Origin of the sequence: Phenylobacterium deserti (assembly GCF_003254705.1) — a bacterium.
In the GTDB taxonomy this organism is placed as follows: domain Bacteria; phylum Pseudomonadota; class Alphaproteobacteria; order Caulobacterales; family Caulobacteraceae; genus Phenylobacterium; species Phenylobacterium deserti.
In genome coordinates this window covers 1-24219 of record NZ_QFYR01000001.1, presented here as the reverse complement: position 1 = coordinate 24219, position 24219 = coordinate 1, and the positions used below count along the sequence as shown (strand labels likewise).

The 24219-nt window shown below is 67.6% G+C and carries 22 protein-coding genes; 12 read left to right on the top strand and 10 right to left on the bottom strand.

The features are described from left to right. The first annotated feature begins 45 nt into the window (after positions 1-45). The 7 genes from DJ018_RS00105 to DJ018_RS00075 all read left to right on the top strand — a co-directional run bounded on the left by DJ018_RS00105 (position 46) and on the right by DJ018_RS00075 (position 8875). Positions 46-1344, top strand: a complete 1299-nt coding sequence (locus DJ018_RS00105; RefSeq protein ID WP_111512780.1) for a mechanosensitive ion channel — start codon at positions 46-48, stop codon at positions 1342-1344. 75 nt (positions 1345-1419) lie between these two features. Then, positions 1420-2382: an NAD(P)H-dependent flavin oxidoreductase gene (locus DJ018_RS00100; protein ID WP_111512779.1), complete on the top strand. Its 963-nt coding sequence runs from the start codon at positions 1420-1422 to the stop codon at positions 2380-2382. Between the two features lie 108 nt (positions 2383-2490). Beyond that, the gene (locus DJ018_RS00095) at positions 2491-4905 is read left to right on the top strand and encodes a TonB-dependent receptor (protein WP_165842750.1); all 2415 of its coding nucleotides are present in this window, start codon (positions 2491-2493) and stop codon (positions 4903-4905) included. Positions 4906-5075: 170 nt separating this feature from the next. Beyond that, on the top strand, positions 5076-6104 hold the full coding sequence (locus tag DJ018_RS00090) for a sulfate ABC transporter substrate-binding protein (RefSeq protein ID WP_111512777.1): 1029 nt from the start codon (positions 5076-5078) through the stop codon (positions 6102-6104). Beyond that, the gene (gene cysT, locus DJ018_RS00085; protein WP_111512776.1) at positions 6101-6991 is read left to right on the top strand and encodes a sulfate ABC transporter permease subunit CysT; all 891 of its coding nucleotides are present in this window, start codon (positions 6101-6103) and stop codon (positions 6989-6991) included. The genes DJ018_RS00090 and cysT overlap by 4 nt, the downstream gene beginning before the upstream one ends. Further along, positions 6988-7830, top strand: coding sequence for a sulfate ABC transporter permease subunit CysW (gene cysW / locus DJ018_RS00080; RefSeq protein WP_111512775.1), 843 nt, complete (start codon positions 6988-6990; stop codon positions 7828-7830). The genes cysT and cysW overlap by 4 nt, the downstream gene beginning before the upstream one ends. Next, positions 7802-8875, top strand: a complete 1074-nt coding sequence (locus tag DJ018_RS00075) for a sulfate/molybdate ABC transporter ATP-binding protein (protein ID WP_205853683.1) — start codon at positions 7802-7804, stop codon at positions 8873-8875. Before cysW ends, DJ018_RS00075 begins: the two co-directional genes overlap by 29 nt. Before the next feature lie 37 nt (positions 8876-8912). On the opposite strand, the gene DJ018_RS00070 is transcribed toward DJ018_RS00075, so the two are convergent. Beyond that, positions 8913-9338, bottom strand: a complete 426-nt coding sequence (locus tag DJ018_RS00070; RefSeq protein ID WP_111512774.1) for an OsmC family protein — start codon at positions 9336-9338, stop codon at positions 8913-8915. Between the two features lie 161 nt (positions 9339-9499). On the opposite strand from DJ018_RS00070, the gene DJ018_RS00065 reads away from it, so the two are divergent. Beyond that, a complete protein-coding gene (locus DJ018_RS00065; RefSeq protein WP_111512773.1) occupies positions 9500-9751 on the top strand; it encodes a DUF5961 family protein in 252 nt (83 codons plus the stop codon). A gap of 4 nt (positions 9752-9755) precedes the next feature. Here DJ018_RS00065 and DJ018_RS00060 read toward each other — a convergent pair whose 3' ends face one another. The 3 genes from DJ018_RS00060 to DJ018_RS00050 all read right to left on the bottom strand — a co-directional run bounded on the left by DJ018_RS00060 (position 9756) and on the right by DJ018_RS00050 (position 13646). Further along, a complete protein-coding gene (locus DJ018_RS00060) occupies positions 9756-12395 on the bottom strand; it encodes a M1 family metallopeptidase (protein WP_111512772.1) in 2640 nt (879 codons plus the stop codon). An 89-nt stretch (positions 12396-12484) separates the two neighbouring features. Further along, positions 12485-12817, bottom strand: coding sequence for a hypothetical protein (locus DJ018_RS00055; RefSeq protein WP_111512771.1), 333 nt, complete (start codon positions 12815-12817; stop codon positions 12485-12487). 67 nt (positions 12818-12884) lie between these two features. After that, the gene (locus DJ018_RS00050; protein ID WP_111512770.1) at positions 12885-13646 is read right to left on the bottom strand and encodes a PhoH family protein; all 762 of its coding nucleotides are present in this window, start codon (positions 13644-13646) and stop codon (positions 12885-12887) included. Positions 13647-13960: 314 nt separating this feature from the next. On the opposite strand from DJ018_RS00050, the gene DJ018_RS00045 reads away from it, so the two are divergent. Further along, positions 13961-14488, top strand: a complete 528-nt coding sequence (locus DJ018_RS00045) for a gamma carbonic anhydrase family protein (protein ID WP_111512769.1) — start codon at positions 13961-13963, stop codon at positions 14486-14488. A gap of 296 nt (positions 14489-14784) precedes the next feature. Here the strand turns inward: DJ018_RS00045 and DJ018_RS00040 are convergent, their stop codons facing one another. After that, positions 14785-15321 carry a hypothetical protein gene (locus tag DJ018_RS00040; protein WP_111512768.1) on the bottom strand — a complete coding sequence of 179 codons (537 nt, stop codon included), beginning with the start codon at positions 15319-15321 and terminating at the stop codon, positions 14785-14787. 267 nt (positions 15322-15588) lie between these two features. On the opposite strand from DJ018_RS00040, the gene DJ018_RS00035 reads away from it, so the two are divergent. Continuing rightward, on the top strand, positions 15589-15981 hold the full coding sequence (locus DJ018_RS00035; protein ID WP_111512767.1) for an Ig-like domain-containing domain: 393 nt from the start codon (positions 15589-15591) through the stop codon (positions 15979-15981). Between the two features lie 644 nt (positions 15982-16625). Here DJ018_RS00035 and DJ018_RS00030 read toward each other — a convergent pair. The 3 genes from DJ018_RS00030 to DJ018_RS00020 form a co-directional block, all read right to left on the bottom strand. After that, complete coding sequence (locus DJ018_RS00030; protein WP_111512766.1) at positions 16626-17789, bottom strand: glycosyltransferase family protein; 1164 nt, start codon at positions 17787-17789, stop codon at positions 16626-16628. A gap of 291 nt (positions 17790-18080) precedes the next feature. Then, complete coding sequence (locus tag DJ018_RS00025; RefSeq protein ID WP_111512765.1) at positions 18081-18626, bottom strand: PAS domain-containing protein; 546 nt, start codon at positions 18624-18626, stop codon at positions 18081-18083. Between the two features lie 91 nt (positions 18627-18717). Beyond that, complete coding sequence (locus DJ018_RS00020) at positions 18718-21657, bottom strand: M16 family metallopeptidase (protein WP_111512764.1); 2940 nt, start codon at positions 21655-21657, stop codon at positions 18718-18720. Between the two features lie 117 nt (positions 21658-21774). Between DJ018_RS00020 and DJ018_RS00015 the strand changes: the two genes are divergently transcribed. Then, the gene (locus tag DJ018_RS00015) at positions 21775-22488 is read left to right on the top strand and encodes a rhomboid family intramembrane serine protease (protein WP_165842749.1); all 714 of its coding nucleotides are present in this window, start codon (positions 21775-21777) and stop codon (positions 22486-22488) included. A gap of 79 nt (positions 22489-22567) precedes the next feature. After that, entirely contained in the window at positions 22568-22996 is a 429-nt protein-coding gene (locus DJ018_RS00010) for a CBS domain-containing protein (protein WP_111512762.1), read from the top strand. Here DJ018_RS00010 and DJ018_RS00005 read toward each other — a convergent pair. Continuing rightward, positions 22993-23439, bottom strand: coding sequence for an RrF2 family transcriptional regulator (locus DJ018_RS00005; RefSeq protein ID WP_111512761.1), 447 nt, complete (start codon positions 23437-23439; stop codon positions 22993-22995). The two genes, DJ018_RS00010 and DJ018_RS00005, sit on opposite strands and share 4 nt — an antisense overlap. 370 nt (positions 23440-23809) lie before the next feature. Continuing rightward, the coding region (locus tag DJ018_RS19030; RefSeq protein WP_165842748.1) for a hypothetical protein at positions 23810-24219 on the bottom strand (410 nt) is incomplete at its 5' end.

Below are 24219 nucleotides of genomic sequence, written 5' to 3'. Positions count from 1 at the left end.
GCAGTCTAGACGGTTAGGAGAAGGAAGCTGGACCGTGAGGGCGCGATGCCGACCACCGACTACTACTCCTATCAGCAGCTGTTCGCCGAATGGGGGCCGCGCATCCTGGCGTCCATCGCCATCCTGGTGGTCGCCCATTTCCTCGCCAAGGCTGTCCAGTGGGGACTGGCCAAGCTGATCGACCGGGCGCCGGGGGTGAAGCGCCACAACGAAGGCGCCCCGCCCAAGGAGACCGCCGGCTACCAGCTGGGGCAGCTCGGCTACTGGCTGGTGCTACTGATCGGCGTCATCGGGTCGCTGACGGTGCTCGGCCTGACCAGCATCGTCACGCCTCTCAATGCGCTGCTGTTCGAAGTGCTGGGCTATGTGCCCAACATCATCGGCGCGGTGGTGATCTTCTTCGTGGGCCTCGTGGTGGCCACCCTGGCCCGCCGCGTGGTGGAGGCCGCCCTCAACGTCGCCCACGTGGACCGTTGGCTGGACACCGCCGGCCTGTCGCGCATGACCGGCGCGTCCGGCCTGTCGAAGACCTTCGGCACCCTGGTCTTCGTGCTGATCATCATCCCGGTGACCATCGCCGCGCTCCAGCAGCTGGGCATCAGCGCCATCTCCGACCCGGCCGTGGCTGTCCTGGCGACAGTGCTGGACTCCCTGCCGCGGGTGATCGCGGCGGCCATCGTCCTGGCCATCGCCTTTGTGATCGGCCGCTGGGTGGCGGGCCTGCTGGAACAGATCCTGCCGTCCTTCGGCTTTGACCGCAGCCTCCAGGCCCTGGGCATCGGCGCGCCGGCGGCGGCCGATCCCGCCGACGTTCCCCCGGACGCCCCCGCGCCCGCTGGCGGCTTCACCCCGTCCAAAGTCGTGGCGCGCCTGGCGCTGGTCGCCATCATGCTCTTCTCGGCTGTTGAGGCGGCGCGCCTGCTGGCCTTCGCCGCCATCGCGGTGATGCTGACCGAGATCCTGGAGCTCGCTGGCCATGTGCTGTTCGGCGGCGTGATCATCACTCTGGGCGTGATGATCGGCAATTTCCTGGCCAATCTGATCAACCGCTCCACGGCCAGCAGCGACAGCTTCGCCGCCACCATCGTGCGCTGGGCGACCATCGCCCTGGCCACCGCCATGGGCCTGCGCTTCATGGGCATCGCCGACGAGATCGTGATCCTCGCCTTCGGGCTGGTGCTGGGCTCGGCCGCCGTCGCCGCGGCCCTGGCCTTCGGCATCGGCGGGCGCGAGACCGCCGGGCGCCTGCTGGAGAAGTGGACTCATCATGTGGAGAACCGCCGTCCGCCGCCGCCCGTGCGTCGGCCGGTCGTGCGGCCGCCTCCCAAGACACCCAAGATCTGACGCCGAAGATCTGACGCTTGCGCCTGGCGCTCTGATGCGTACGCTGTAAATCCAACGCACGTTTGAGGAGCCGCCATGGCCCTGCCGCAGGTTCTGCAAGGCCGTCTGCGCCTTCCGGTCATCGCCAGCCCGATGTTCATCGTGTCGGGACCGGAGCTGGTGATCGCCCAGTGCAAGGCGGGGATCGTCGGCTCGTTTCCCGCCCTCAATGCCCGGCCGGCCAGCCTGCTGGACGAGTGGCTGCATCAGATCGAGGAGGAGCTGGCTGCCTGGGACCGGGACAATCCCGACCGGCCCTCCGCTCCTTTCGCGGTGAACCACATCGTCCACCGCACCAATGATCGGCTGGAGCACGACCTGGAGGTCACCACCCGGCGCAAGGTCCCTATCCTGATCACCTCCCTGGGCGCGCGCGAGGACGTCTACGCCGCCGCCCATTCCTACGGCGGCGTGGTGCTGCACGACATCATCAACGACGCCTTCGGCCGCAAGGCGATCGACAAGGGCGCGGACGGCCTGATCGCCGTGGCGACGGGGGCGGGCGGGCACGCCGGCACGCTTTCGCCGTTCGCCCTGATCCAGGAACTGCGCAGCTGGTTCGACGGCCCGATCGCCCTGTCCGGCGCCATCGCCAACGGCCGCGCCATCCTCGCCGCCCAGGCCATGGGCGCGGACCTGGCCTATGTGGGCTCGGCCTTCATCGCCACGGAGGAAGCCAACGCCGTCGAAGCCTACAAGCAGATGATCGTCGGCAGTCGGGCGGAAGACATCGTCTACACCAACCTCTTCACCGGCGTTCACGGCAACTACCTGAAGCCGTCCATCGCGGCGGCGGGGCTCGATCCGGACAAGCTGCCGGAATCCGATCCTTCGAAGATGAGCTTCGGCTCGGGCAATTCGAAAGCCTGGCGCGACATCTGGGGCGCGGGGCAGGGCGTCGGGTCCGTCCAGGCGGTGCTGCCCGCCTCTGAATTGATCGATCGGTTCGCCGCCGAGTACCAGCAGGCCAAAGCCGAACTCGCCCAAAAAGCTCTCTGAACAGCGTTACCTAGAGAGAACCTCGGGGTTCGTTTAGCAAATCCTATAACTCCGATGGAGATAAAAGAGGTAAGCACCTCCCGCTCAATACGAACTGAGGGGACGAGCATGACTTCGCCTGCGCACAGCGCCTTCCGAGCCGCCATTCTGGTTGGTCTGTTCTGCAGCGCGGCACCCGCCGCCTTGGCGCAGACGCTTGAAGCCGGAGCCGCCGCCGTGCCTGCCGCGGCCGCCGTGTCGGTCGCTGCTGCGGACGTCACCGCCGAGCAGGCGCAGCCGGCGTCTCTGGCCGAAGTCACCGTCACCGCCCGCCGGCGCGAGGAGAGCGCACAGGAGGTGCCGATCACCCTTCAGGTCGCCTCGGGCGAGAAGCTGACCCAGACCGGCGTCAACACCATCGTCGGCCTGACCCAGCTGGTGCCCACCCTGCAGGTGCTGTCGCCCAACCCGCGCAACACCGCCCTGACCATCCGCGGCCTTGGCGCCTCCTATGGCCTGGCCAACGACGGGCTGGAGCAAGGCGTCGGCGTCTATGTCGACCAGGTCTATGTGTCCCGTCCGGCGATCGCGACGCTCGACTTCATCGACATCCAGCAGGTGGAAGTGCTGCGCGGCCCGCAAGGCACCCTGTTCGGCAAGAACACCACCGCCGGGGCGCTGAACATCACCACCGTCAACGCCTCCAACCACTGGGAAGCGGCCGTGGAAGGCAGCTACGGCAGCTACAACTTCCGCCAGGCCAAGGGCACCATCAGCGGCCCGATCATCCAGGATGTGCTGGCGTTCCGCCTGTCTGCGGTGGGCACCTGGCGCGACGGCGACATCTACAACCCGATCCAGCGCCTCGACCAGAACGCCCGTGACAGCCAGGCCTACCGTGGCCAGCTGCTCTATACGCCCAACGAGAGCCTGACGGTCCGGATCAACGGCGAATACGCCACCCAGCATCCGGAATGCTGCACCCAGATCTTCTACCGCGTCGGCACGACCTTGAAGCCGGCGAACCAGCAATACCCGGCCCTGGCCGCCGGCCGGAACTACCGGCCGCCCAGCACCAACGTTTATGACCGCATCGCCGACGTGGACGATCCCATCCAGGCCGACCAGTGGGTCAGCGGCCTGTCGGCGATCATCGACTACGACTTCGGCTGGGCGACGCTGACCTCGGTCACCGCGCACCGCGAGTGGGATTGGGAGCCGCGCAACGACCGCGACTACACCGCGCTGGACGTCACCCGCCGGTCGAACAACCCGTCGCACCAGAAGCAGGACAGCCAGGAACTGCGCCTGGCCTCCAATGGCGAGAACCGCATCGATTGGACGGTCGGCCTCTACTACTTCGACCAGAACGTCACGACCCACGGCGTGACGGAATACGGCTCGGACGCGTCCTACTGGCTGCTGCCCGCCACCAACACGCCGGCGTCGCTGCTTGAAGGCTACACGGTCTTCAACGACTCCACGATCGACACCACCAGCTACGCCGCCTTCGGCCAGCTGACCTGGAACATCAACGACCGGTTCCGGATCACGCCCGGCATCCGCTACACCCACGAGAAGAAGGACGGGACCTACATCGCCACCGTCACCGGCGGCGGCGTGACCACCGACACCACCCTGATCAATCGGCGCCTGGGCATTGCGCGGCCGCAGAACTACTCGGCCGAGACCAGCGACGGCTCCTGGTCCGGCCAGGTGGCCGCCTCCTACGACCTGGCCGACCAGATCCACCTCTATGGCACCTACTCGCGTGGCTTTAAGTCCGGCGGCATCAACATGGCTGGCATTCCGACCACGGCGGCTGGCGCGCCTTCGCTGGTCAACGCCGTGGTCAAGCCGGAGCAGGCGACCACCTACGAAGCGGGCATCAAGACGGAGCTGTTCGACCGCTTCCTGATCGCCAACGCCGCGGTGTTCGCCACCGACGTGAAGGACTTCCAGGCCAATGTGGTGGACGCCGGCCCAGGCGCTCTGCGCGGCTACCTGGCCAACGTCGAGAAGGTCACTGTCCGCGGCGCTGAAGCGGACATCAGCACACGTCCGCTCAACGGCTTCACCTTCTACGCCAACCTCGCGTACACGGACGGCAAGTACGACAGCTTCAAGAACGGGCCGTGCCCGCTCGAGCGCGTCGGCACCTCCACCGCCGCCTGCGACCTGTCGGGCAAGGAGCTGCCGGGCGTGTCCAAGTGGGCGGGCTCGCTGGGCGGGGAGTATCGTCGGGACGCCAGCTTCGGCCGCCTCTCGGGCGAGACCTACGCCGGCGTCGACGCCAGCTTCCGCTCGGCCTACTTCGCCGACGCGACGGACAGCATCTACACCCGCCTGCCGTCGTACCAGCTGCTGAACCTGCGCGCCGGCTTCAAGGCGGACGCCGGCTGGGAAGTCTTCGTTTCCGCGCGCAACGCGCTCAATGAAGAGTTCATCCAGAACGTCACCGTGGTGTCGGGCAACTCCGGTCTGGTGGTGGCCACGCCGGGTGACGCTCGGACCTACACGCTCACTCTGCGCGCCCGGTACTGATCCGCGCTTGTCGGGCGGGGCCGCCAAGGCTCCGCCCGAGAATTTCTATTGCCACTTCCAATCAAAACCCACTCACTCGGTGGGACTAAGCGGTCTAGGTTTAAACCTGGGTAAGGTTCTGGGCCGGATAGCCGTCCTAACGTACCTGCGGATCCTGGGGGCCCAAACGAATGGTTCAGCTTTCCCGTCGTGGATTGATCGTCTCGGCCGCCGCGGCGGGGCTGGCGGCGTGTTCAGGCGAAGGCGGCGGGAAGGGCGGCGCGGCCGGCGGGGCGGTGCGGCTGCTGAACGTCAGCTACGATCCGACGCGCGAGCTGTACAAGGCGATCAACGCTGCCTTCGCGCCGGTTTGGACCCAGCAGCACGGCGGCTCCGTGCAGGTCGAACAGAGCCACGGCGGCTCGGGCAAGCAGGCTCGCGCTGTGATCGACGGGCTCGACGCTGACGTGGTGACCCTGGCCCTGGCCGGCGACATCGACGAGATCGCCGCCCGCGCCAAGCTGCTGCCGGAAAATTGGCAGACCCGCCTGCCGAACAACTCCACGCCCTACACCTCGACCATCGTGTTCCTGGTCCGCAAGGGCAACCCGAAGGGTATCCGCGACTGGGCTGATCTGGTGAAGCCGGGCGTCGGGGTGATCACCGCCAATCCCAAGACCTCCGGCGGCGCCCGCTGGGCCTATCTGGCCGCCTACGCCTATGGCCTGAAGCAGGGCGGCGATGCGGCGGCTCGGGACTACGTGGCTCGCCTCTACCGGAACGTGCCGGTGCTCGACACCGGCGCCCGGGGCGCTACCACCAGCTTCGCCCAGCGCTCGCTCGGCGACGTGCTGCTGTCTTGGGAGAACGAGGCCTACCTCACGATCGACGAGTTCGGCCCGAACTACGACATCATCTATCCGTCCAGCTCCATCCTGGCCGAACCGCCGGTGGCGCTGCTCGACCGCAACGTGGACCGCAAGGGCACCCGCGCCGTCGCGGAAGCCTATCTGCAGTTCCTCTACACGCCGGCCGCCCAGGACATCGTCGGCCGTCACCACTTCCGCCCGCGCGAGCAGGCGGCCGCCGCCAAGTACGCGGCCAGCTTCAAGCAGCTCCCCCTGGTGACCGTCGACGACACCTTCGGCGGCTGGAAAAAGGTGCAGCCCACCCACTTCGCCGACGGCGGGGTGTTCGACCAGATCTACAAACCCGCGTGACCGACCAACTCGCACCCGCAGCCCTTGGGCCTTCCGTCGGAGCCGCCCGGCTCCCCGCCGCGCGCTGGCGCGAACCCTCGATCCTGCCCGGCTTCGGCCTCTCCCTTGGGCTGGTGCTCACCTACCTGGGTCTGATGGTGGTGCTGCCCCTGGCGGCGCTCGCCCTCCGGCCTTGGGAGCTTGGCCTGTCGGGCGTCTGGCAGGCGCTCAGCGAGCCGCGCGTGGCCGCCGCCCTTCGCCTCAGCTTCAGCCTCTCAGCCCTTGCGGCGCTGCTGAACGCGCCCCTGGGCCTGCTGATCGCCTGGACCCTGGTGCGCTATAGCTTCCCCGGCCGTCGGCTGCTGGATGCGCTGGTGGACCTGCCATTCGCCCTGCCGACCGCTGTGGCCGGCATTGCGCTCACCGCCATCTACGCCCCCAACGGCCCCATCGGCGCTTTGGCGGCCAAGGTTGGGATCAAGACGGCCTATTCGCCCGTCGGCATCTTCATCGCCCTGGTGTTCATCGGCCTGCCGTTTGTGGTGCGCGCCGTTCAGCCGGTGATGCAGGACCTCGACCGCGAGGTGGAGGAAGCGGCCCAGACCCTCGGCGCCACCGACTTCCAGCGCATCCGCCACGTGGTGCTGCCCGCCGTCGCCCCGGCCTTGATCTCCGGCGTCACCCTGGCCTTCGCCCGCGCGGTGGGCGAGTACGGCTCGGTGGTCTTCATCGCCGGCAACATGCCGCTGAAGACCGAGATCGCGCCCCTGCTGATCGTCATCAAGCTCGAGCAGTATGACTACGCGGCCGCCGCCGCGATCGGCCTGGCCATGGTCGCCATCTCCTTCGGCGCCCTGATCGTGATCAACACCGTGCAACTGTTCCTGGCCGGGCGAGGCCGTCGATGAGCGCGCAACGCAGCACATACCTCCCGGGCTTTGCGCCCCTGTTCCTGCTGCTGTCGGCGGGCGCCATGTGCGTGCTGGTGATTTTCCCGCTGCTCGTGGTGTTCCACGACGCCTTCTCCAAGGGCGTGGGCGCCTTCCTGCTGGCCATCCGCGAGCCGGACGCCCTGGCGGCGATCCGCCTGACCCTGCTGGTGGCCGCCATCGCCGTGCCGCTCAACGCGGTGTTCGGCGTCGCCGCCGCCTGGCTGATCGCCCGCTTCGAGTTCAAGGGCAAAAGCCTGCTGCTGACCGTGATCGACCTGCCGTTCTCCATCTCGCCGGTGGTGTCGGGTCTGGTCTGGGTGCTGCTGTTCGGCGCCCAGGGCTGGTTCGGCGAGTGGCTGCTCGAGCACAACGTCAAGATCATCTTCGCCACCACGGGCCTGGTCCTGGCCACCATTCTGGTGACCTTGCCGTTCGTGGCGCGCGAGCTGATCCCCCTGATGCAGGACCAGGGCGCAGACGAGGAAGCCGCCGCCCTGACCCTGGGCGCCGGGGGGCTTACCACCTTCTTCCGGGTGACCCTGCCCAACATCAAGTGGGCGCTGCTTTACGGCGTCCTGCTCTGCAACGCGCGGGCGATGGGGGAATTCGGCGCGGTCTCTGTCGTCAGCGGCCACATCCGCGGGCTCACAACAACGCTGCCTCTGCACATTGAGGTGCTCTACAATGACTATGATCTCGTCGGCGCCTTCGCGGCGGCTTCCATCCTCGCGAGCCTCGGGCTCATCACCCTGGTCCTCAAGACCGCTCTCGAATGGCGACACTCCGGTGAACTTTCCGCGGCCCGCAGACACTAGCTCGCCCAGCGTCGCGCTGGAGATCCACGGGATCTCCAAGACCTTCAGCCGCTTTCCAGCGCTGAAGAACGTGTCCCTGCAAGCCCGCGACAAGGAATTCCTGGCCCTGCTGGGGCCCTCCGGCTCGGGCAAGACAACCCTGCTGCGCGTCCTGGCCGGTCTCGAACAGCCGGACAGCGGCGAGGTGCGCTTCGGCGGCGAGGACTTCCTGGCCTTGCCGGTGCGCCGCCGCCGCGTCGGCATGGTGTTCCAGCACTACGCCCTGTTCCGTCACATGACCGTCGGCCAGAACATCGCGTTCGGCCTGTCCGTCCGCCCCCGCGCCGAGCGGCCCAGCAAGGACGAGGTGCGCGCCCGCGTCGCCGACCTGCTGTCCCTGGTGCAGCTCGAGGGCCTGGAGAAGCGCTTCCCCGCCCAGCTGTCCGGCGGCCAGCGTCAGCGCGTGGCTCTGGCCCGCGCCCTGGCCATCGAGCCGCGCATGTTGCTGCTGGACGAGCCTTTCGGGGCCCTGGACGCCCAGGTCCGCCGCGAGCTGCGCCGCTGGCTGCGCGAGGTCCACGACCGCGCCGGCGTCACCACCGTGTTCGTCACCCACGACCAGGAAGAGGCCCTCGACCTCGCCGACCGCGTGGCGATCCTCAAGGACGGCGAGCTCAAGCAGCTCGGCACGCCCAACGAGGTCTACGAGAACCCCGCCGATCCCTTCGTGTTCGACTTCCTGGGCGCCACCGTGCGTCTGCCGGGCGTGGTGGAAGCCGGCCGCCTGCAGGTCGACGGCTGGGAAACCGCCGCGCCCGCCGGCGCCCCCGCCGGCAAGGTCGAGCTGTTCTTCCGCCCCGACGAGGTGGCCTTCAGCGACAAGGGTCCTGGCCTCGCCGCCGAGGTCCGCGCCCTGTCGGCCCGCGGTCCGGACGTGCGCATCGAGTGCGCCCTGAACGGCCAGATCGTCGAGCTGCACGCCCATGGGCCGACAATGCCCGCCGGCCTGCTGCCCGGCGCCGCCGTGCGCGTGACGCCCCTGCGTCCGCGCGTCTACGCCGCCTGAAGGCTTGGCCGCCGCCCGGGGGCGACGGCCAGCCGCCTCAGCTCGTCAGCGTGGCGTTCAGGGTGATCTCGGCGTTCAGCACCTTGGAGATCGGGCAGCCCTTCTCCGCATTGCCGGCCAGCTGGTCGAATTGATCCTGGTCGATGCCGGGCACGTTGGCCGTCAGCGTCAGGGCCGACTTCGAGATCTTGAACCCGTCGCCGTCCTTTTCCAGCGTCACCGCCGCTTCCGTGGCGAGCTCCTCGGGCGTGAAGCCCGCCGCCTGCAGCTGAAACGCCAGGGCCATGGTGAAGCACCCCGCGTGCGCCGCGGCGATCAGCTCCTCCGGATTGGTGCCCGGCTCGCTCTCGAAGCGGGTCTTGTAGCTGTAGGGCGTCGACGACAGCACGCCGGAATCGCTGGTCAGATCGCCGGTCCCGTCGCGTCCCGTTCCGCGCCAGACCGCTCGTGCTTTGCGGATCATGCTCTCGTCTCCTTGGGTTGGGGGTGAGCGAAGTGCGCCCTCGCCGGTGCGCGGCGTCAACGCCCTTCGTCCACAGCCGGTTCGCCGCCAGGCGGAATCCTTTCGGCGCCTTGGACGTTAGCGGCACAGGATCACAGCCCGATCACAAACCAGGAGGTCCCATGCCGGCCGCCGCCCAGCAGACCCAATCCCAGCGCAGGTTCTCGGTCCACAGCCTGGCCGAGGCGCCCTCTCACTCCAAGCTGATCGAGGGCGCCGACTTCCAGGATGCGGCCCTCCATTTCCTGGAGGACCACCACCCGGCCGCCACGGCCGACGACGAGGTCTCGCTGATCGTCGAGGACTGCGCGACCGGACACCGTCAATGCTTCCGCATCGACCTCGCCACTGGCGAGGCCGCGCCCTGCGACTGAGCCCCTAGTTCGGGTGGGCCGCCAGCCAGCGGTCCACCTCCGGCAGGCGCTGCTCGATCACCGACAGCCGCGTCTGGATCGCCGCCTCGGCCTTTTGCACCTCGCCCTGGGTGGACGCGGGCGCCGTCCGGCCAAAGGCCGCCAGCTTGGCCAACATCGCCCGGTCGCGCGAGCCGGACGCCAGGCCCGTGAACCAGGTGGTGCGGCTGGAGGATTCCAGCAGCGGCTCGAACTTGGCCCGGTTGGCCACGGCGAAGTCGAACGCCTTGTCCGGATAGACCCCCGCCACGGCGGAAACCAGCGACGGCACGTCCGTCGCCTCCAGCTCGCCGCTCAGCGACAGCGCCAGGGCCCGATCGGCGAGCTTCGGATCGCGCGCCGAGCCCAGCAGGCGCAGCAGGCGCTGACGGTCGGTCACGTCCTTGGTGTTCCGCGCCAGGGTGTGCAGCTGCTCCCAGGTCGCCGCGTCCGCATTGGTGGCCACCACGCCCAGCACCGCCGTGCGCATGGAGCCGGTCAGGCTCTCCGGATTGGCCACATAGGCGGCGAACCGGCTGCGCGCCTCGGCGATCACCGTCGGATCGCCCAGCGAGCCGAGGGTGCGGATCAGGGAGCCGCGCAGCACCGCCACGTTGTCGGCCTCGCCCGCCGTCTTCTCCCAGCCCACCGTCGCGAAGATCGGCGCCAGCCGCGCCCGGGCGAAGGCGCGGAACGGCTCGCCGCGCGCATCCTGCCCGTAGTAGCTGGCCATGGCGTTGATCTGGCTAGCCAGGGTCTGCAGCACCACCGGATCGGCCTGCGGCGTCCCGTATCGGGTCAGCTCCAGGAAGTCGCTCATAGGCACATAGCCGGCCTCGCCCAGCGCGCGGCTGTCGTAAAGCAGCCCCAGCTGGTCCATGGGCTCCAGCCGGGCGAACTGCGGCGCAAGCTTGGCCCACAGCGGCGCCGAATAGGCGGTGCGGTAGTAGCCGGTCTGCCCGGCGTTCACGACCACCGGCGCCCCGTTCGGGACGGGCACGGTCTCAGGATTGGCGGCCGACACCACGCCCTTCCACGACACCCCGCCATCCAGGCTGCGCACGGCCACCGGCGCGCGCCAGGTCTGCGGCGCCTTGGAGGCCTCGTCCGCGCCGAAGCGGCTCTGCGTCAGGCGGATGCCGCGCGGCGCCTCCTCGACCCGGATCAGCGGCACGCCGGCCTGCAGGGTGAAGTCGCGCGCCACCTGCAGCATCGGGCGCGGCGAGACCTTGTTGATCTCGGCCCAGAAGTCCTCGGTCACCGTGTTCTTGTAGGCGTGCCGCTGCATGTAGTTGCGCACGCCGGTGCGGAAGGCGTCCTCGCCGACGTAGTCTTCCAGCATCCGGATCACGCCCTGACCCTTGGAGTAGGTGATCTCGTCAAAGGCGTTGGAGGCGGCGAACACGTCCGGGATCTCGGTGATGATCGGGTGCGTGCCGGCGCGGGCGTCCAGGCGCATCGCGCTTTGCTGGGCGGCCTGGGTCTGCAGCCACACCTTCCATTCCGGGTGGAAGTGGTCTGTGGCCTTGTTCTCCATCCAGGAGGCGAAGCCCTCGTTCAGCCACAGGTCGTCCCACCAAGCCATGGTGACCAGGTCGCCGAACCACTGGTGGGCCATCTCGTGCGCCACCACGATGAAGACGTTCTGCTTGTCGCTCTCGGTGGACAGCTTCGGGTCCAGCAGCAGGTAGTAGTCGAAGTAGAAGATCGCGCCCCAGTTCTCCATGGCGCCGAAGAACTGGCTCTGGCCGGGCCCCGCGATCATGTCGAGCTTGGGCAGCGGGTAGGGCGTGCCGAAGTAGTCGTTGAAGTAGCCCAGCAGCTTCACCGACGCGTCCAACGCGTATTCGGCCTTCGCCGCGTCGCCCTTGCGGACCACCACGCCCACGTCGGTGTTCCCGACCTGCTTGTGGATGCGCTCGAAGTCGCCCAGCGCCATGAACAGCAGGTACGAGCTCATCTTCGGGCTGTCCTGGAAGCGGACCAGCTGCTTGCCGTTGGCGAGCTTGCTGGTGGACGCCACCGGCATGTTGGACACCGCCATCTGGTCGGCCGGCGCCTCGATGGTCAGGCCGTACACCGCCTTCACGCCTGGCTCGTCCCAGCTGGGGACGAAGCGGCGCGCGTCCGAGTTCTCGAACTGGGTGAACAGGGCCCGCTGCTTGGCGCCGTTCTGGCCTTCGTAGTCCAGCGAGAACAGGCCGGAGGCCTGCTCATAGATCTTGCCGGAATAGTCGATCGACAGGACGTAGCGGCCCGGCGTCAGCGGCTTGGAGAAGACGAAGGCGGCGGTCTGCACCTTGTCGTCCAGCACGATGCGCGGGGTCTCGGTGCGGCCCTGCAGGCTGACGCGCTTCAGCTCCAGGTCGGCGGCGTTCAGCACGATCCGATCGGTGGTCTTCTTCACCTGGACGGTGATCTTCACCTGGCCGTCGAATGTTAGGGCGCCTGCGTTGGGCGTGACCCGGATGTCGTAACGCTCCGGCTGCACCGTGTCGGGCAGCACCACCCGGGCCTGCGTCTTGGCCGGCGCGGCCGCGCTCGCCGGCTGGGCGTGCGCCTGGCTCAGCGCCAAGGGGGACGTCGCGACAAGCAGGGCGGCGACGAGGGCGGAGGCGAGTTTCATAAGTCGGTCCAGCAATGTGGGATGCCGGCACCTTAGGGGCGGGCGCCCAAGCCCGCTAGACAGCCAAGTTGAACGTTGTTCGCCGCGGCCTAGTGGCCGGTCGGGTTGCCGCTGCGCTCTTCGTCGTCGGCCGGCGGGCGGGCGTCCCAAACGGACGATCCGGGCGGCGCCACGGCCACGTCGCCGATGTGGGGCTGCGGCGGCGTCTCGCCCAGGTCGCTGGCCTGCGACTGTTCCTGCGGCGGCAGCGGACCTTGCGGATGTTCCGTGAACTTGGCTTTGACCAGGCCCTCCGCGGCGGGCTCGTAGTGGACCTGCTCGCGCCGGTTGCCCGTGTCGATGGGCTCGACGGCGGGGTCGTGGCCCGGCGTCAGTTCGATGCCGGCCTGGCGGTTCGGTTGCTGCGGATCGTGTTCGGACATGCTCGCCTCCGCCGCCTCTAGCGGTCAGGCGGAGGCGAAGGTTCCGAAAACCGGTGTCGTCAGGTCGTCAGAGGACGCCCAGCATCTCGGCGACCAGCGGGTGGCGGACGATATCGCGGTCGGCCAGTCGGACGACAGAGATGTTGTCCACCGTCTCGAAACGGTCGGCCACGCTGGCCAGGCCCGAAAGCTCCGGCAACAGGTCCGACTGGTTGGGATCGCCCGTCACCACCATGGTCGAGTGCCAGCCCAGGCGGGTCAGCAGCATCTTCAGCTGGCCGTAGGTGCAGTTCTGCGCCTCGTCGATCACCACGAAGGCGTTGTTCAGGGTGCGGCCGCGCATGAAGCCCACCGGCGCGATCTCGATGGCGCCTTCCTGCATCAGGGCGCGCACCCGCTTCATCGACAGCCGGTCGGACAGCGCGTCGTAGAGCGGGCGCAGGTAAGGGGCGAGCTTGTCCTCCGCATCGCCGGGCAGGAAGCCGATGGACTCGCCGGCTTCCACCGCCGGGCGCGACAGCACGATGCGACCCACCCGGCCGCTTTCCAGCGCTTCCACCGCCTTGGCGATGGCCAGATAGGTCTTGCCGGTGCCGGCGGGGCCGAGCGCCAGGACCAGGTTCTTCTTGTCGATCGCTTCGATCAGCGCCTGTTGCCCAGGGGACTTGGCCTTGATCGTTTTCAGGTAGCCCTGCTCGCGGTCGTCGTTGTGCGGCATGGGCGACCACCCTCGGTCCACCGGCAGCCGGCGGATCTTATCGTCACCCTCGAACTGACCGGCGTCGAACGCGCCTTCGCGCAGTTGTCGCTTCGTGGCTCGCTTGCTCATGAGGGCCTCCGTGAGGGCAAGAAAAAAGGGCGTCTCCGCGATGGAGCGCCCTTGGGGTCAGCAGCAGATTGGAAAGCGAAGCGGCGGCGACGGCGGCCAGGCGGCTCGTCCGTCAGGACTGGCCCGGGCGGGAGAACCCGCATCTGAGACCCACTCGGCGCCATACAGCTCCGTCCAGCGCGAGACGCGGGACCGAATGGCCCGCGGCGGCGTCGGAAGGGGTTTCCCCCTCTCGAATCGCCTGACTAGAATGATCCTAACGTGCTTTCGAAATCGTTAAACCGACCGTATGTCGCAGTAAAAGGGGAGGGCCGGTGGCTGTCTATAACTTGGGCGATGTGACGCCTGAATTACCGAATGATGACGAATACTGGATTGCGCCCACGGCTGCGGTTATGGGGCGAGTGATTCTGCAGAAGAACGCGTCGATCTGGTTCGGGGCCACCGTGCGTGGCGACAACGAGCCGATCATCATCGGCGAGAACAGCAACATCCAGGACGGCTCGGTGCTGCACAGCGATCCGGGCTCGCCTCTCACCATCGGAGCCAACGTCACCGTCGGCCACCTGGTCATGCTCCATGGCTGCTCGATCAGCGAGAACTCGCTGATCGGCATCGGCTCCATCATCCTGAATGGCGCCAAGATCGGGAAGAACTGCCTGATCGGCGCCAACTGCCTGATCACCGAAGGCAAGGAGATCCCGGACAACTCCCTGGTCATGGGCGCGCCGGGCAAGGTGGTGCGCGAGGTCGGCCCCGAGCAGGCGCTGATCCTCACCGCCAGCGCCGAGCACTACGTCCAGAACTGGAAGCGCTACCGGCGCGACCTGCGCGAGGTTTGACGCCACAGGCTGTCGCGACAATCAAAGCCGTGGGCCCACTCCCTGGGGGGTCTGCCCACGGCCACTTTGCTGGACGCCGGCTCACAACAAAACGCCGGCTCATATGGAGCCGAAACCACATAAGGCTGCCCTCATGGCCCAAGCCCGCCATCCGCCCGCCAGGAAGCGAGCGTTCTAGACGTCAGCTATGGGTGGGAAGCTGACCTTGGCTCCCGGCGGGAAAGCGGACTTCCTTCAGCCTCACCGCAGAGCGGAAGCTCCGAACGTCAACGGTGGGTGGTCAGCAGACCCGCCGACTAACGCTCGTGGCTCGGAGGACCATCCTCCGGTCGACGGCGCGCCCATGCGTCGGCGGCGGCCGCGCTGCTGAGATATTCTTCGATCACCGCACCCTGGTGCGACGGCTTCTTCGGCGTCCAGCAAGGCTCGAGCGCCTCCTCCGTGCGCTGCCACCAGCGAGCTACTGGTCCGCCGTAGTCAGACCGACGGATCTCGTCGGCCGGCACGCCGTAGGGCGCCGGTCCACGCAGCGTGGTCATGAAGGTATCTGTGGCGAAGCTGCCGCCGCCCACCCCGTCCGGACCACCAAAGCTCACGGGCGGCAACGCTGTGACGTCACGAAGCGCCGTGAGCAAAGCCGGACACGTGCGACCGTCGATCCAGCGGTGATCGCGCACCACGGGGCCGGGTACGTAGGGCTCCTTCCCGTCGGGGATGCGGCCCAGAGAGGTCGTGTACCGTCGCTGTTCGGCCACCCACGCGTCGCTCGGGCGGAGGGCGTTGCCATTCGAGATCCGGGAGATGACGGTCACCTCGTCGGCTGTGGATCCCAACGCCACTCCTTTCACGGTCACTGTGTAGACCGGCGACGCCGCAAGCTCTTGCGCAGGCGCCGTGCTTGCGAGCGACGCTAGGAGGACGGCGCAGGTCAGACTGGAACGGGGGTGAGCTGGGCGTCGCACGGGCTCAGCATAGAGCGATCGTATCGATCGCCAAACGCCTCAAGCTCGGCACAGGACGTCGGCAACGGGTGGATAACGGACGTTGCTCGAGAAGCTCGGCTGTTGTTTGCTCGCGACGACCCGGTGCGGAGCGCCTAGATGATCGTGCGTATGACGGCTCTCATTGCGCTTGTTCCAGCGGTTGCCTTTGCAGAACCGGAGCTCGTCTCCTCTTGGCCAAAGGACGGAGCCAAGGACGTGCAGCCCGGCGAGCAAACGCTGGTCTTCGTCTTCAGCGAAGCGATGGCGCGAGACCGCATGTCCGTGACGGTGGGGGACCTCGGTGTAGCGCCCGATTTCGTGGGCCCTCCCGAGTTCTCTGACGACGGGCGCACGTTCCGGATCCGTATGAGGCTAAAGCCAGGCCTCACTTACGTTGTTGGAGCGAACGGACCCAACCACACCAATTTCCGGAGCCTGAGTGGAGAGCCGGCGAGACCAGCCGCGATCCGTTTCACCACGGCGGCGGCTGCACCCAAAACCCCGCTGTAAGCTCGGCGGCTACCCGCGTTAGTGACTTAGTCGGTTGCCCACTCGATCGGCCGTGCGCTTCAGAAGGTCAGCAAGAGGCGGGATCGGACGCAGCCGCTCAGCCCACAGGCGTTGCAGTTCGTAAGCGTCGGTTAAGTTCGTTGCGACACCAACCGAGTTCCTGAAGTTCTGAAGGCGTGAGCACCGCGCCAACGACTGGGATGCCGCGTCCATCGGCGCGTCCTATCAGCTGCTCACCCGGCGCAAAATCGACGCGTAAGCGACGGACCTTCAGCACTTGAAGCGGACTCCCAGAGGGACGCACCGATGTAACGATTACTGAGGGAGCGCCGATGACCTCGAGAGTTACCTCGACTTTCCGACCAGGCAGCACAGGAAGCAGCGCACGTCGCGCTTCGGTTCGAATGATCCGGAAGCCGCTGTCCTGACCGACGCTCATGATCAAGGTCTCAATGCTTAAGTCGCCATTGCAGGAAGCGAAGCTCGGGAGCGCCGGCCGCGAAGGTCAACCAAGGGGCGGAAGCTGACCTAGCTCCCGGCGGTAAAGCGGACTTCCTTCAGCCTCATCGAAAACGGACGCTCCGAACGTCAACACTGGGTGGCAAGCGGAGGTTGGCTCGACACGCCTGAAAACAGACATCCATTCAGGTTTGGACGAACTCGATCAGCTGCTCGGCGCGGTGACGCCACAGGCCGCTCGCATTGACGCGTTCCCGCGCGCGTTCGGCTCGTTCTTCCGCAACCCCGCCCTCCAGCAATTCTGCGAAGCGCTCTCCGGCCGACGTGGGACGGGTCCGGTCATAGAACGTGATGGCGTCGTCGAAGAACGCTTGAAGCTCGGCGCCTGCGTTAGAAACGACCGCGGCTCCACTGGCAGCGGCGTAGACCGCTCGTTCGGAGGCGCCGTTCCCGGCGTTTAGGTTCAGGACCGATCGAGCATTCTGATAGAGGCGGGGCATCTCGGCGAAGGGTACCGGCGGCAGGTACGTCACTGCGGGCCGATGACCGAAGACGGTCTCCCAGCCGGACCCGCAAAGCGCGACGGGTAAGCCGGTCTCGACAATTGCGCGGATCGCCTCGATGCGATCGTACTGACGCACGTAGGTAAGCGCTTCCCGTAGCATTGGCAGCACAGCCGCGTCGAACCCAGGGTCCTGCCCGAGAGAGACGCCGATACCGGCTGCCTTCGCGGAGGCTTCGAAGGCGTCGATCAATGACGCGTCCCGGTCCGCTAGCAGAGCATCGACCATTCCCTTCCAGAGCCGTCGACCAGGTCCCTCCGCTACGTTCTCCCAGAGGCGCTGGGGCTGACCTTGCCAGGTCGCGGCGATCAGGATTGGCCAGTCTCGTGCGCTGTGCGGCTTCAGTGGCGCGCCTGGGAGCTCGGCGCCAGGCAGCATCACCGTGCCGCGCCCCGGCACGGACATCGCCTTGGCGAACTTGCGGTGAGCGGGGCTCGAGTAAACCGCATACCGTCCCTGGAGCTCGCGCGTGAAAGATTGTGGCGCGTAGACAGGGTGGTCAAAGAGCCAGCCGACGAACTTCACGCCGAGGCCGTCGAAGAGCGAAGTTCCGTTAGTGAGCGTGACGCCACCGAACATCGCCCGAAAGGAGACAAACGCGTCGGGTGCATGCTGCTGCAGATCAGCAACGAGCGGACCTGTTGGGATGGCTCCGTTGGCGGTATGGACGTACTGGTCCGTGATGACCGCCTCGTGGCCGAGTTCTGCGATCGCATCCGCGAGCGCCTGAACGAAGTGGCTGTAGAGATGGTCGTTGGCCATCTCCTTGAGGAGTAGGAGCTTCACGCGGTGATCCGGTTGCAGGACTTACTGCAAGTTGAGCCTGCGTCGCGCCTCGCTTCAAGCCTGCCCCAGGTGCATCGCAGCAGGAAGTCGGTCGGCCCTCGAGTGCCCCGCCCAACACCAGACCTTCAGAACGTCCGCAATGGGTCGAAAGCAGACGGCGGCGCCAAGGCTTGAAGCGGACGTCACATGGAGTGGCGGCTAGGGCGTAAACACGACTGGACGGGCGGCTCCCAAGTTGGTCGCTCAGGTTGGAGCATGGGCACTCTAAGTTGCCCCGCCTCAGAAAGCGCCTCAGGCGATCCGCCGGCCGCCCACCGCGGCCAGCCGCAGGTGCGACGCCGCCTCGTTGGCGGCGCCGGGCCGGCGCAGCGAGCGGACCGACAGTTCCAGCACGGGCAGGCCTTGCAGCCGCGTCACCATCGACAGCGGCTGATAAAGCCCCAGATACCGGTCCGGTCCCCCGTCATGGGCGGTCAGCGGCGCGAACAGCACCTCCATCGGCAGGCTCGCGCCATCGGCCAAGGCTTCGACCACGGCCACCAGCGGCTCGGGCCGGCGGCGAGCTTCCTCCAGCGCGGTCTGCAGGCGCAGTCGGTCGCGCTCGGACCACAGGTGCAGGCCGTTCACCGCGCGCAGGTCGCGCCGGTGCAGGTCGGCGACGAAACCGCCGGCCAGCCGCACGGGATACTGGCCCTTGTCCTCTCGGCCGAGGATGAAGGTCTGGGGCATCAGCTGGCGGAAGTCCGCCGGCTGGATCGCCGAACGGCTCGGCGCCCGGCCGGGGCTGGCCCGGCTGGCCCAGTAGTCGATCAGCTTCTGTGTATTGGCGTGGTACATCTAAGCCGCCTCGTGCGGCCCATGGCGACCGCACGAGGCTTGCATAAAATCCGGCGCCAGACGGTTCCGGCGCCAAAACGGCACACCCGGGTCAGCGGGCCGCGGCCGCAGCGGCGACGGCCGGAGCTGTCGCCGCCTGCTTGGTCTCGACCCCCTTAGGGTCGGGACGCACCACCAGCTTGAACGCCGCCTCGTCCTTCAGGAACGCCTGGGCCGCCCGCTGCACGTCCGCCACGGTCACCGCCTGGATCTCCGGGATCAGGGTTCGGGTGTTGTCGAGCCGGCGCGGATCGGCCTGCACGAACGACAGCTCCCCCAGCCAGTACTGGTTGGTCACCCGCGCCCGCTGGATCGCTTCCACCCGCGGGTTCTTGGCGCGGGCGAGCTCGTCGGCGCTGATCGGATTGGTCCGCAGGTCGGCTGCGATCTTACTCACCGCCTCGAAGAAGGGCTGCAGCTTTTCGGGCGGCACTTCCACGCTTGCGGCCATGTAGCCGTAGCCGGTCCAGACCAGGCTGTGGGTGTAGCCGATGTTCGGCGAGTAGGTCGCGCCTTCCGCCTCGCGTAGTTGCTCCACCAGCCGCAGGCGCATGACTTCGCCAAGGATCGCGGTCTGGCGCGCCCGCTTCGGATCGCTCCAGAAGTCGGCGGTCGGCCAGGCCACATAGCCGATGGACTGGTCTGCCCGACCCTTGTGCGTCAGCTGGATCGGCTCGGCCGTCGGCTTCGGGAACGCCACTTTGCGCGCCTCGGCGCCGACCTGGGACTGCAGCGGCCGCGGGGGCAGGGCGCCGAAGGTGGACGCCACCGCCTGGGTCGCCTGTTCCACCGTGACGTCGCCGACGATCACCACCTCCAGCGGGCCTTCGGCCAGGTTCGGTGCGATCTGGCCCTGCAGATCCTCCAGCTTGGCCTGCGCCAGCTGTTCGCGGCTGGGGAAGGCCCAGCGCGGGTCCCCCGCGTGCAGCAGCTGGGCGAGGTCGCGCGACAGCACGCCGGAGTCGGTGGACTCCAGCTGGTCGTGGATCGTGCGGCTGTTGGCTTTCAGCCGCTGGAAGGCTTCGGCCCGCCAGCCGGGCTCGGCGGCATAGGCCGCCAGCACCTGCAGCTGGGTGGCGAGGTCGCCCGTGCGGGTGCCGCCGCTCAGCACAAAGGCTTCCTCGCCGACGCTGAATCCTGCGCCGTACAGCTTGGACGCCAGCACCCGGTCCATGTCGTCCTTGGTGATCTTCTTCAGCCCGCCTTCCAGGAAGGCGCCGGACGCCCAGGTGGGGTTTGGCCTGTCCCGGGGCAGGTCCAGAAGCCCGTCGCCGATGTTGACCCGGACCATCACCTCGTCGTCACGGAAGGTGGTGGGCTTGACCGTCAGGCGCACGCCGTTGGCGAACCGGATGAAGGTCGCCCCAAGGTCCTCGACCTTGCGGCTTTCCACGACCTTGCCGGGCGGCCCAAAGCTCTCGTAGGGCCACGTCAGCTGCGCCTGGGCGACAGGCGGGGTGACCGCCACCTTTTGAGAGGCGGCGAGTTCCGCCAGCAAAGCCGCTTCACCGCCCTCGATCGGTGTTGGCGAGGCCATGAACAGCAGCGGTCCAGACCCGGTGAAGGCGCTCTTCAGGCCCGCCGAGACTTCCGCCGCGGTCAGGTCCTTCACCACGTCTTCGAAGAAGGCCAGGTTCTGCGCCGGGTTGGTGACCACTTGCTGGTCGTCCAGGCTGCCCAGGATCTGCCCGGCCAGTTCCGACGGCCGTCGCGTGGCGGCGCCGGCCACCGACGCCTTCAGCATCGCCCGGATCTCCGTGATCTCGCGCTCGAGCTCGTCCTGACGCACGCCGTACTGCGCCGCCCGCCGCTGCTCCTTCTCGATGGCGGCCAGGCCCTCGCGCCAGCGGCCCGGCTCGGTGTTCACCGCCACGGTAGTAACTTCCGCCGAGTTGCTGACGTCGCCGCGCGAGGCTCCGGCCGAGATGAACGGCGGCTCTGGCGAACGGGCGATCACCGCCAGCCTGCGGTTCAGCACCGCAAAGCCCAGCATCTCCACGATGTCGCGCCGGCGCTGCGCGCGGGTGTCGGGCGCAAGGTCCGGCGGCGCGATCCAGGCGATCTGCAAGGACGGGGCGGCGCCCGGCTCCACCACGAGCTTGGCTTCGCTCTTGCGGGGCGCGACCTGTCCAAGGTCCGGGTCCACGCCGGCCGGCCCTTCGGCCGTCCAGTCTCCGAACAGCTTGCGGATCTTGGCTTCCATGTCCGCGGCGTCGAAGTCGCCGACGACGATCAGCACGGCGCGCTCGGGCCGATAGAAGCGTTGGTAGAAATCGGCGAGCTGGGACGCCGGCGCGGTCTTCAGCACCTCCACCTGGCCGATGGGGTGGCGGGTCGGCATCCGCTGCCCCTTCAGCAGGAAGGCCAGCCGCTCTTTGTAGACGCGGTAGGCCGGCGTATCGCGGGCGCGCTCTTCCGACAGAACAATCCCGCGTTCCCGGTCCACCGCCCCCTGGTCCAGGGTCAGGTTGCCGGCCGCTTCCCGCAGCAGCATCAGCGAGGTGTCCACCGTCTGGGCGTCGGTCTGCGGCAGGTCCAGGGTGTAGATCGTCTGGCCGTAGTTGGTGGACGCGTTGGTGTCGCCGCCGAAGGACAGCCCCAGCCGCTCCAGCATCTTCACCATGTCGTTCTCTTTGACGCCCTTGGAGCCGTTGAACGCCATGTGCTCCAGAAAGTGGGCGAGGCCTTGCTGCTGGTCGGTCTCCTGCAGCGAGCCCACGTCGAACCACAGCCGCAGCGCCGCCTGGTGGGCGGGCACGGCCTGGCGACGGACGGCGTAGCGCATGCCGTTCGGCAGGGCGCCGAACCGGGTGTCCGGGTCGGCCTTGATGTCCGACTTGGACTGCGGCCACTCGCCGGGCGCGAGCCGCCAGGGCGCCTCGCCGACGATCTTGGCGGGGTAGGGGATGGCGCTGGCGGGCGTGGAAGCGAGGCCCGGAACAAGGGCGATCACGGCGGCGAGGGCATGGCCCGCGCGCAGGGTGCGAAGCATCTACGGATCCTGAAACTCGGACGTCTTGAGCTCCAACTTCTAGGAGCCGTGCGGCGGCGGCAAGGCGCGTTCAAGGCGAAGGTCGCGTCTGGCGTGATTAGTCCCTAAATGGGGCCGATGGACGTCGCCCTTTTCCGAGACACTTCCAGCGGCCCCCGCCGGCCCAAGCCCACCGGGCAGGGCGGCGGGCCCGGCGATCCGCCCGGCAAGGAGCCGATGTTCAACGCCCCCTGGCCGGCGCTGCTGCTGGTGGCCTCGATCATCGGCGGCTACGCGCTGCAGTCCCGCTTCCCCATCGACATGGTGGTGGCGGCCGGCGCCTTCTATCCCGCCGCTCTGGGGGAGGGCCGCTGGGCCACCTTGGTCACCGCGCTCTTCCTTCACGGCGGCTGGGGCCATGCGCTGATGAACGGCGCCTTCGCCCTGGCTTTCGCCGCGGCGGTGTCGCGCTTCTTTGGCGAGCGGCTGCTGGGCGTGGTATCCTTCTTCGCCTTCTACCTGACCTGCGGCGTGCTCGCGAACCTGGCCTACGCCGCTCTTCATCCTGGCGGGCTGGAGCCTCTGGTCGGCGCGTCGGGCGCGGTGTCGGGGCTGATGGCGGCTGGCGCGCGCCTCTTGGCCGGGCATGGCTGGCTGGGCCCGATCCGCTCGCGCATGGTGCTGGGCATGGGCGCAGCCTGGGTGGGGCTGAACCTGCTGATCGGCCTGATCGGCAGCGCATTCCTGCCCGGGACTGGCGGCGCGGGCGTCGCCTGGGAGGCGCACATCGCCGGCTTCCTCGCCGGCCTCGTGCTCGTCCGCCCGTTCGCCTGGCTCGCGCATCGCGCGTAGTCACGCGCGCGTGCATTGAACAACCGCGCATTCTGCGCAACGCTGTTTTCCAAACCATAACAAGGGATGGAAACCGCGCATGCTTGTATCTCAGATACTGCGGCGAAAAGGCGATCTGGTCTTCACCATCGCCCCTGACGAGACCGTCGCCGCCACGGCGGCGCTCCTCAACTCGCGGCGGGTCGGCGCCCTGGTGGTCATGGAGAACGACAGCGTCGTCGGCATCGTCTCCGAGCGGGACATCACCCGCGCTGTGGGGGAGGGCGGACCTGCTGCGCTCGAGCAGCCGGTCTCATCCTGCATGACCCGCGACGTGCTCTACGCCCAGCCGGGCGAAACCGTCGACGACCTCATGGCCCGGATGACCGACCGCCGCATCCGTCACCTTCCGGTCTGCCACAAGGAGCGCCTGGTCGGCCTCGTCTCCATCGGCGACCTGGTCAAGGCCAAGATTTCGGAAGTCCAAGCCGAGGCCGAGGGCCTCAAGGCCTACATCGCGGCCGGCTAGTCGATCGCCTGCAGCAGCGCCGGCGAGCGCGAGTTCGCCGCGTCCGAAAGGGTATAGCCCTCCAGCACCTCGGCCGTGGCGTCGCGCGCCCGGCGCAAAGCTTCGCGCAGGGAGCAGAGCGCCGGATCGTCCGGGCAGTCATCGCACTTGCGGAAGCCCAACCTCGGACTGACGCAGGGCGCCAAGGCCAAAGGGCCGTCAATGACCCGGATCACTTCGGCGAAGCTGATCTCGCCAGCCGGCCTCGCCAGCACATAGCCGCCGAACTTGCCGCGCCGGCTGATCACCAGCTTGTTGCGGGACAGCTCCAACAGAATGGCCTCCAGGAACTTGCGCGGCGCATCCGCCCGGGTGCTCAGCTCACCTGACGTGAGTTGCTCTCCACCGGTGCGGGCGAGTTCGACCAGCGCACGCAGCGCATAGCGGGCCTTCTGTGACAGCATGGATCTCTGGAACGCCTCCTTCCTCTTCATATGGCGCGCCAAGAAGAAAGGCGAGCGGCGCCTCCGGCAGCAGCGGCGCCCACCGCCGGTCGCTGAAAAACATGCGACCGGCCGATTGACACCCGTCAGGGTGACGAATAGATAGCGCCTCCCGCTTGGACGGGGCCAATCAAAAGACGGTTTCTGAGGCGTTAAGCCTCTGAATCATCTTCGAAAGGCCGAGGCGTTCATTCGGGCTTCTGCGTTGCAGCGCGGGTTGTTCAGAGATCATCTGACGTCTCGTCCGCGACGCTTCCTAAGGCTGGGCGGTGGGAGCCGCGCGGCGTTGGGAAGGCCCGCAAGGGCCGGTTGACACTCTCGGGCGCGGTCACTAAGTAGCCGCTCCCCGCGAGGGCTCCGCTAGAGACGGTTTGCTTGGTGCTGAAAAGCGCTTGCTTTCTTTCTCCAGATGGATATCTTCGCGAACCTCAATCGAATCGCTACGGATCTTCGGGGCAACCCCACGGCGGCCCGCAGCGATGTTTGCGCCAAAATCGGAGCTTCCGAAGTTGTCGCAAAAAGTTCGAAAGAGCCGATTGACAGTAAAGAGGCCGGCCACTAAGTAGCCGCCTCCGCCGACCACCGGCGCTAAACAGTGGGGCCGGAGTTCCGGTTGGGTCTTTGACATCGTTGGAATGGAAAGAGAAGCGCAGGCGGTGGCGTTCTGGCGATAGGCTTTAAGGTCTATCTCGACGCTGACTGAATGCGGTCTCTTGAAGACACCATGAATATGGCTGTCTG

Coding starts and splice junctions, on each gene's coding strand:
- DJ018_RS00105 (WP_111512780.1), top strand. CDS start 46: ATGCCGACCACCGACTACTACTCCTATCAGCAGCTGTTCGCCGAATGG.
- DJ018_RS00100 (WP_111512779.1), top strand. CDS start 1,420: ATGGCCCTGCCGCAGGTTCTGCAAGGCCGTCTGCGCCTTCCGGTCATC.
- DJ018_RS00095 (WP_165842750.1), top strand. CDS start 2,491: ATGACTTCGCCTGCGCACAGCGCCTTCCGAGCCGCCATTCTGGTTGGT.
- DJ018_RS00090 (WP_111512777.1), top strand. CDS start 5,076: ATGGTTCAGCTTTCCCGTCGTGGATTGATCGTCTCGGCCGCCGCGGCG.
- cysW (WP_111512775.1), top strand. CDS start 6,988: ATGAGCGCGCAACGCAGCACATACCTCCCGGGCTTTGCGCCCCTGTTC.
- DJ018_RS00070 (WP_111512774.1), bottom strand. CDS start 9,338: ATGATCCGCAAAGCACGAGCGGTCTGGCGCGGAACGGGACGCGACGGG.
- DJ018_RS00065 (WP_111512773.1), top strand. CDS start 9,500: ATGCCGGCCGCCGCCCAGCAGACCCAATCCCAGCGCAGGTTCTCGGTC.
- DJ018_RS00060 (WP_111512772.1), bottom strand. CDS start 12,395: ATGAAACTCGCCTCCGCCCTCGTCGCCGCCCTGCTTGTCGCGACGTCC.
- DJ018_RS00055 (WP_111512771.1), bottom strand. CDS start 12,817: ATGTCCGAACACGATCCGCAGCAACCGAACCGCCAGGCCGGCATCGAA.
- DJ018_RS00050 (WP_111512770.1), bottom strand. CDS start 13,646: ATGAGCAAGCGAGCCACGAAGCGACAACTGCGCGAAGGCGCGTTCGAC.
- DJ018_RS00035 (WP_111512767.1), top strand. CDS start 15,589: ATGATCGTGCGTATGACGGCTCTCATTGCGCTTGTTCCAGCGGTTGCC.
- DJ018_RS00025 (WP_111512765.1), bottom strand. CDS start 18,626: ATGTACCACGCCAATACACAGAAGCTGATCGACTACTGGGCCAGCCGG.
- DJ018_RS00020 (WP_111512764.1), bottom strand. CDS start 21,657: ATGCTTCGCACCCTGCGCGCGGGCCATGCCCTCGCCGCCGTGATCGCC.
- DJ018_RS00015 (WP_165842749.1), top strand. CDS start 21,775: ATGGACGTCGCCCTTTTCCGAGACACTTCCAGCGGCCCCCGCCGGCCC.
- DJ018_RS00010 (WP_111512762.1), top strand. CDS start 22,568: ATGCTTGTATCTCAGATACTGCGGCGAAAAGGCGATCTGGTCTTCACC.
- DJ018_RS00005 (WP_111512761.1), bottom strand. CDS start 23,439: ATGCTGTCACAGAAGGCCCGCTATGCGCTGCGTGCGCTGGTCGAACTC.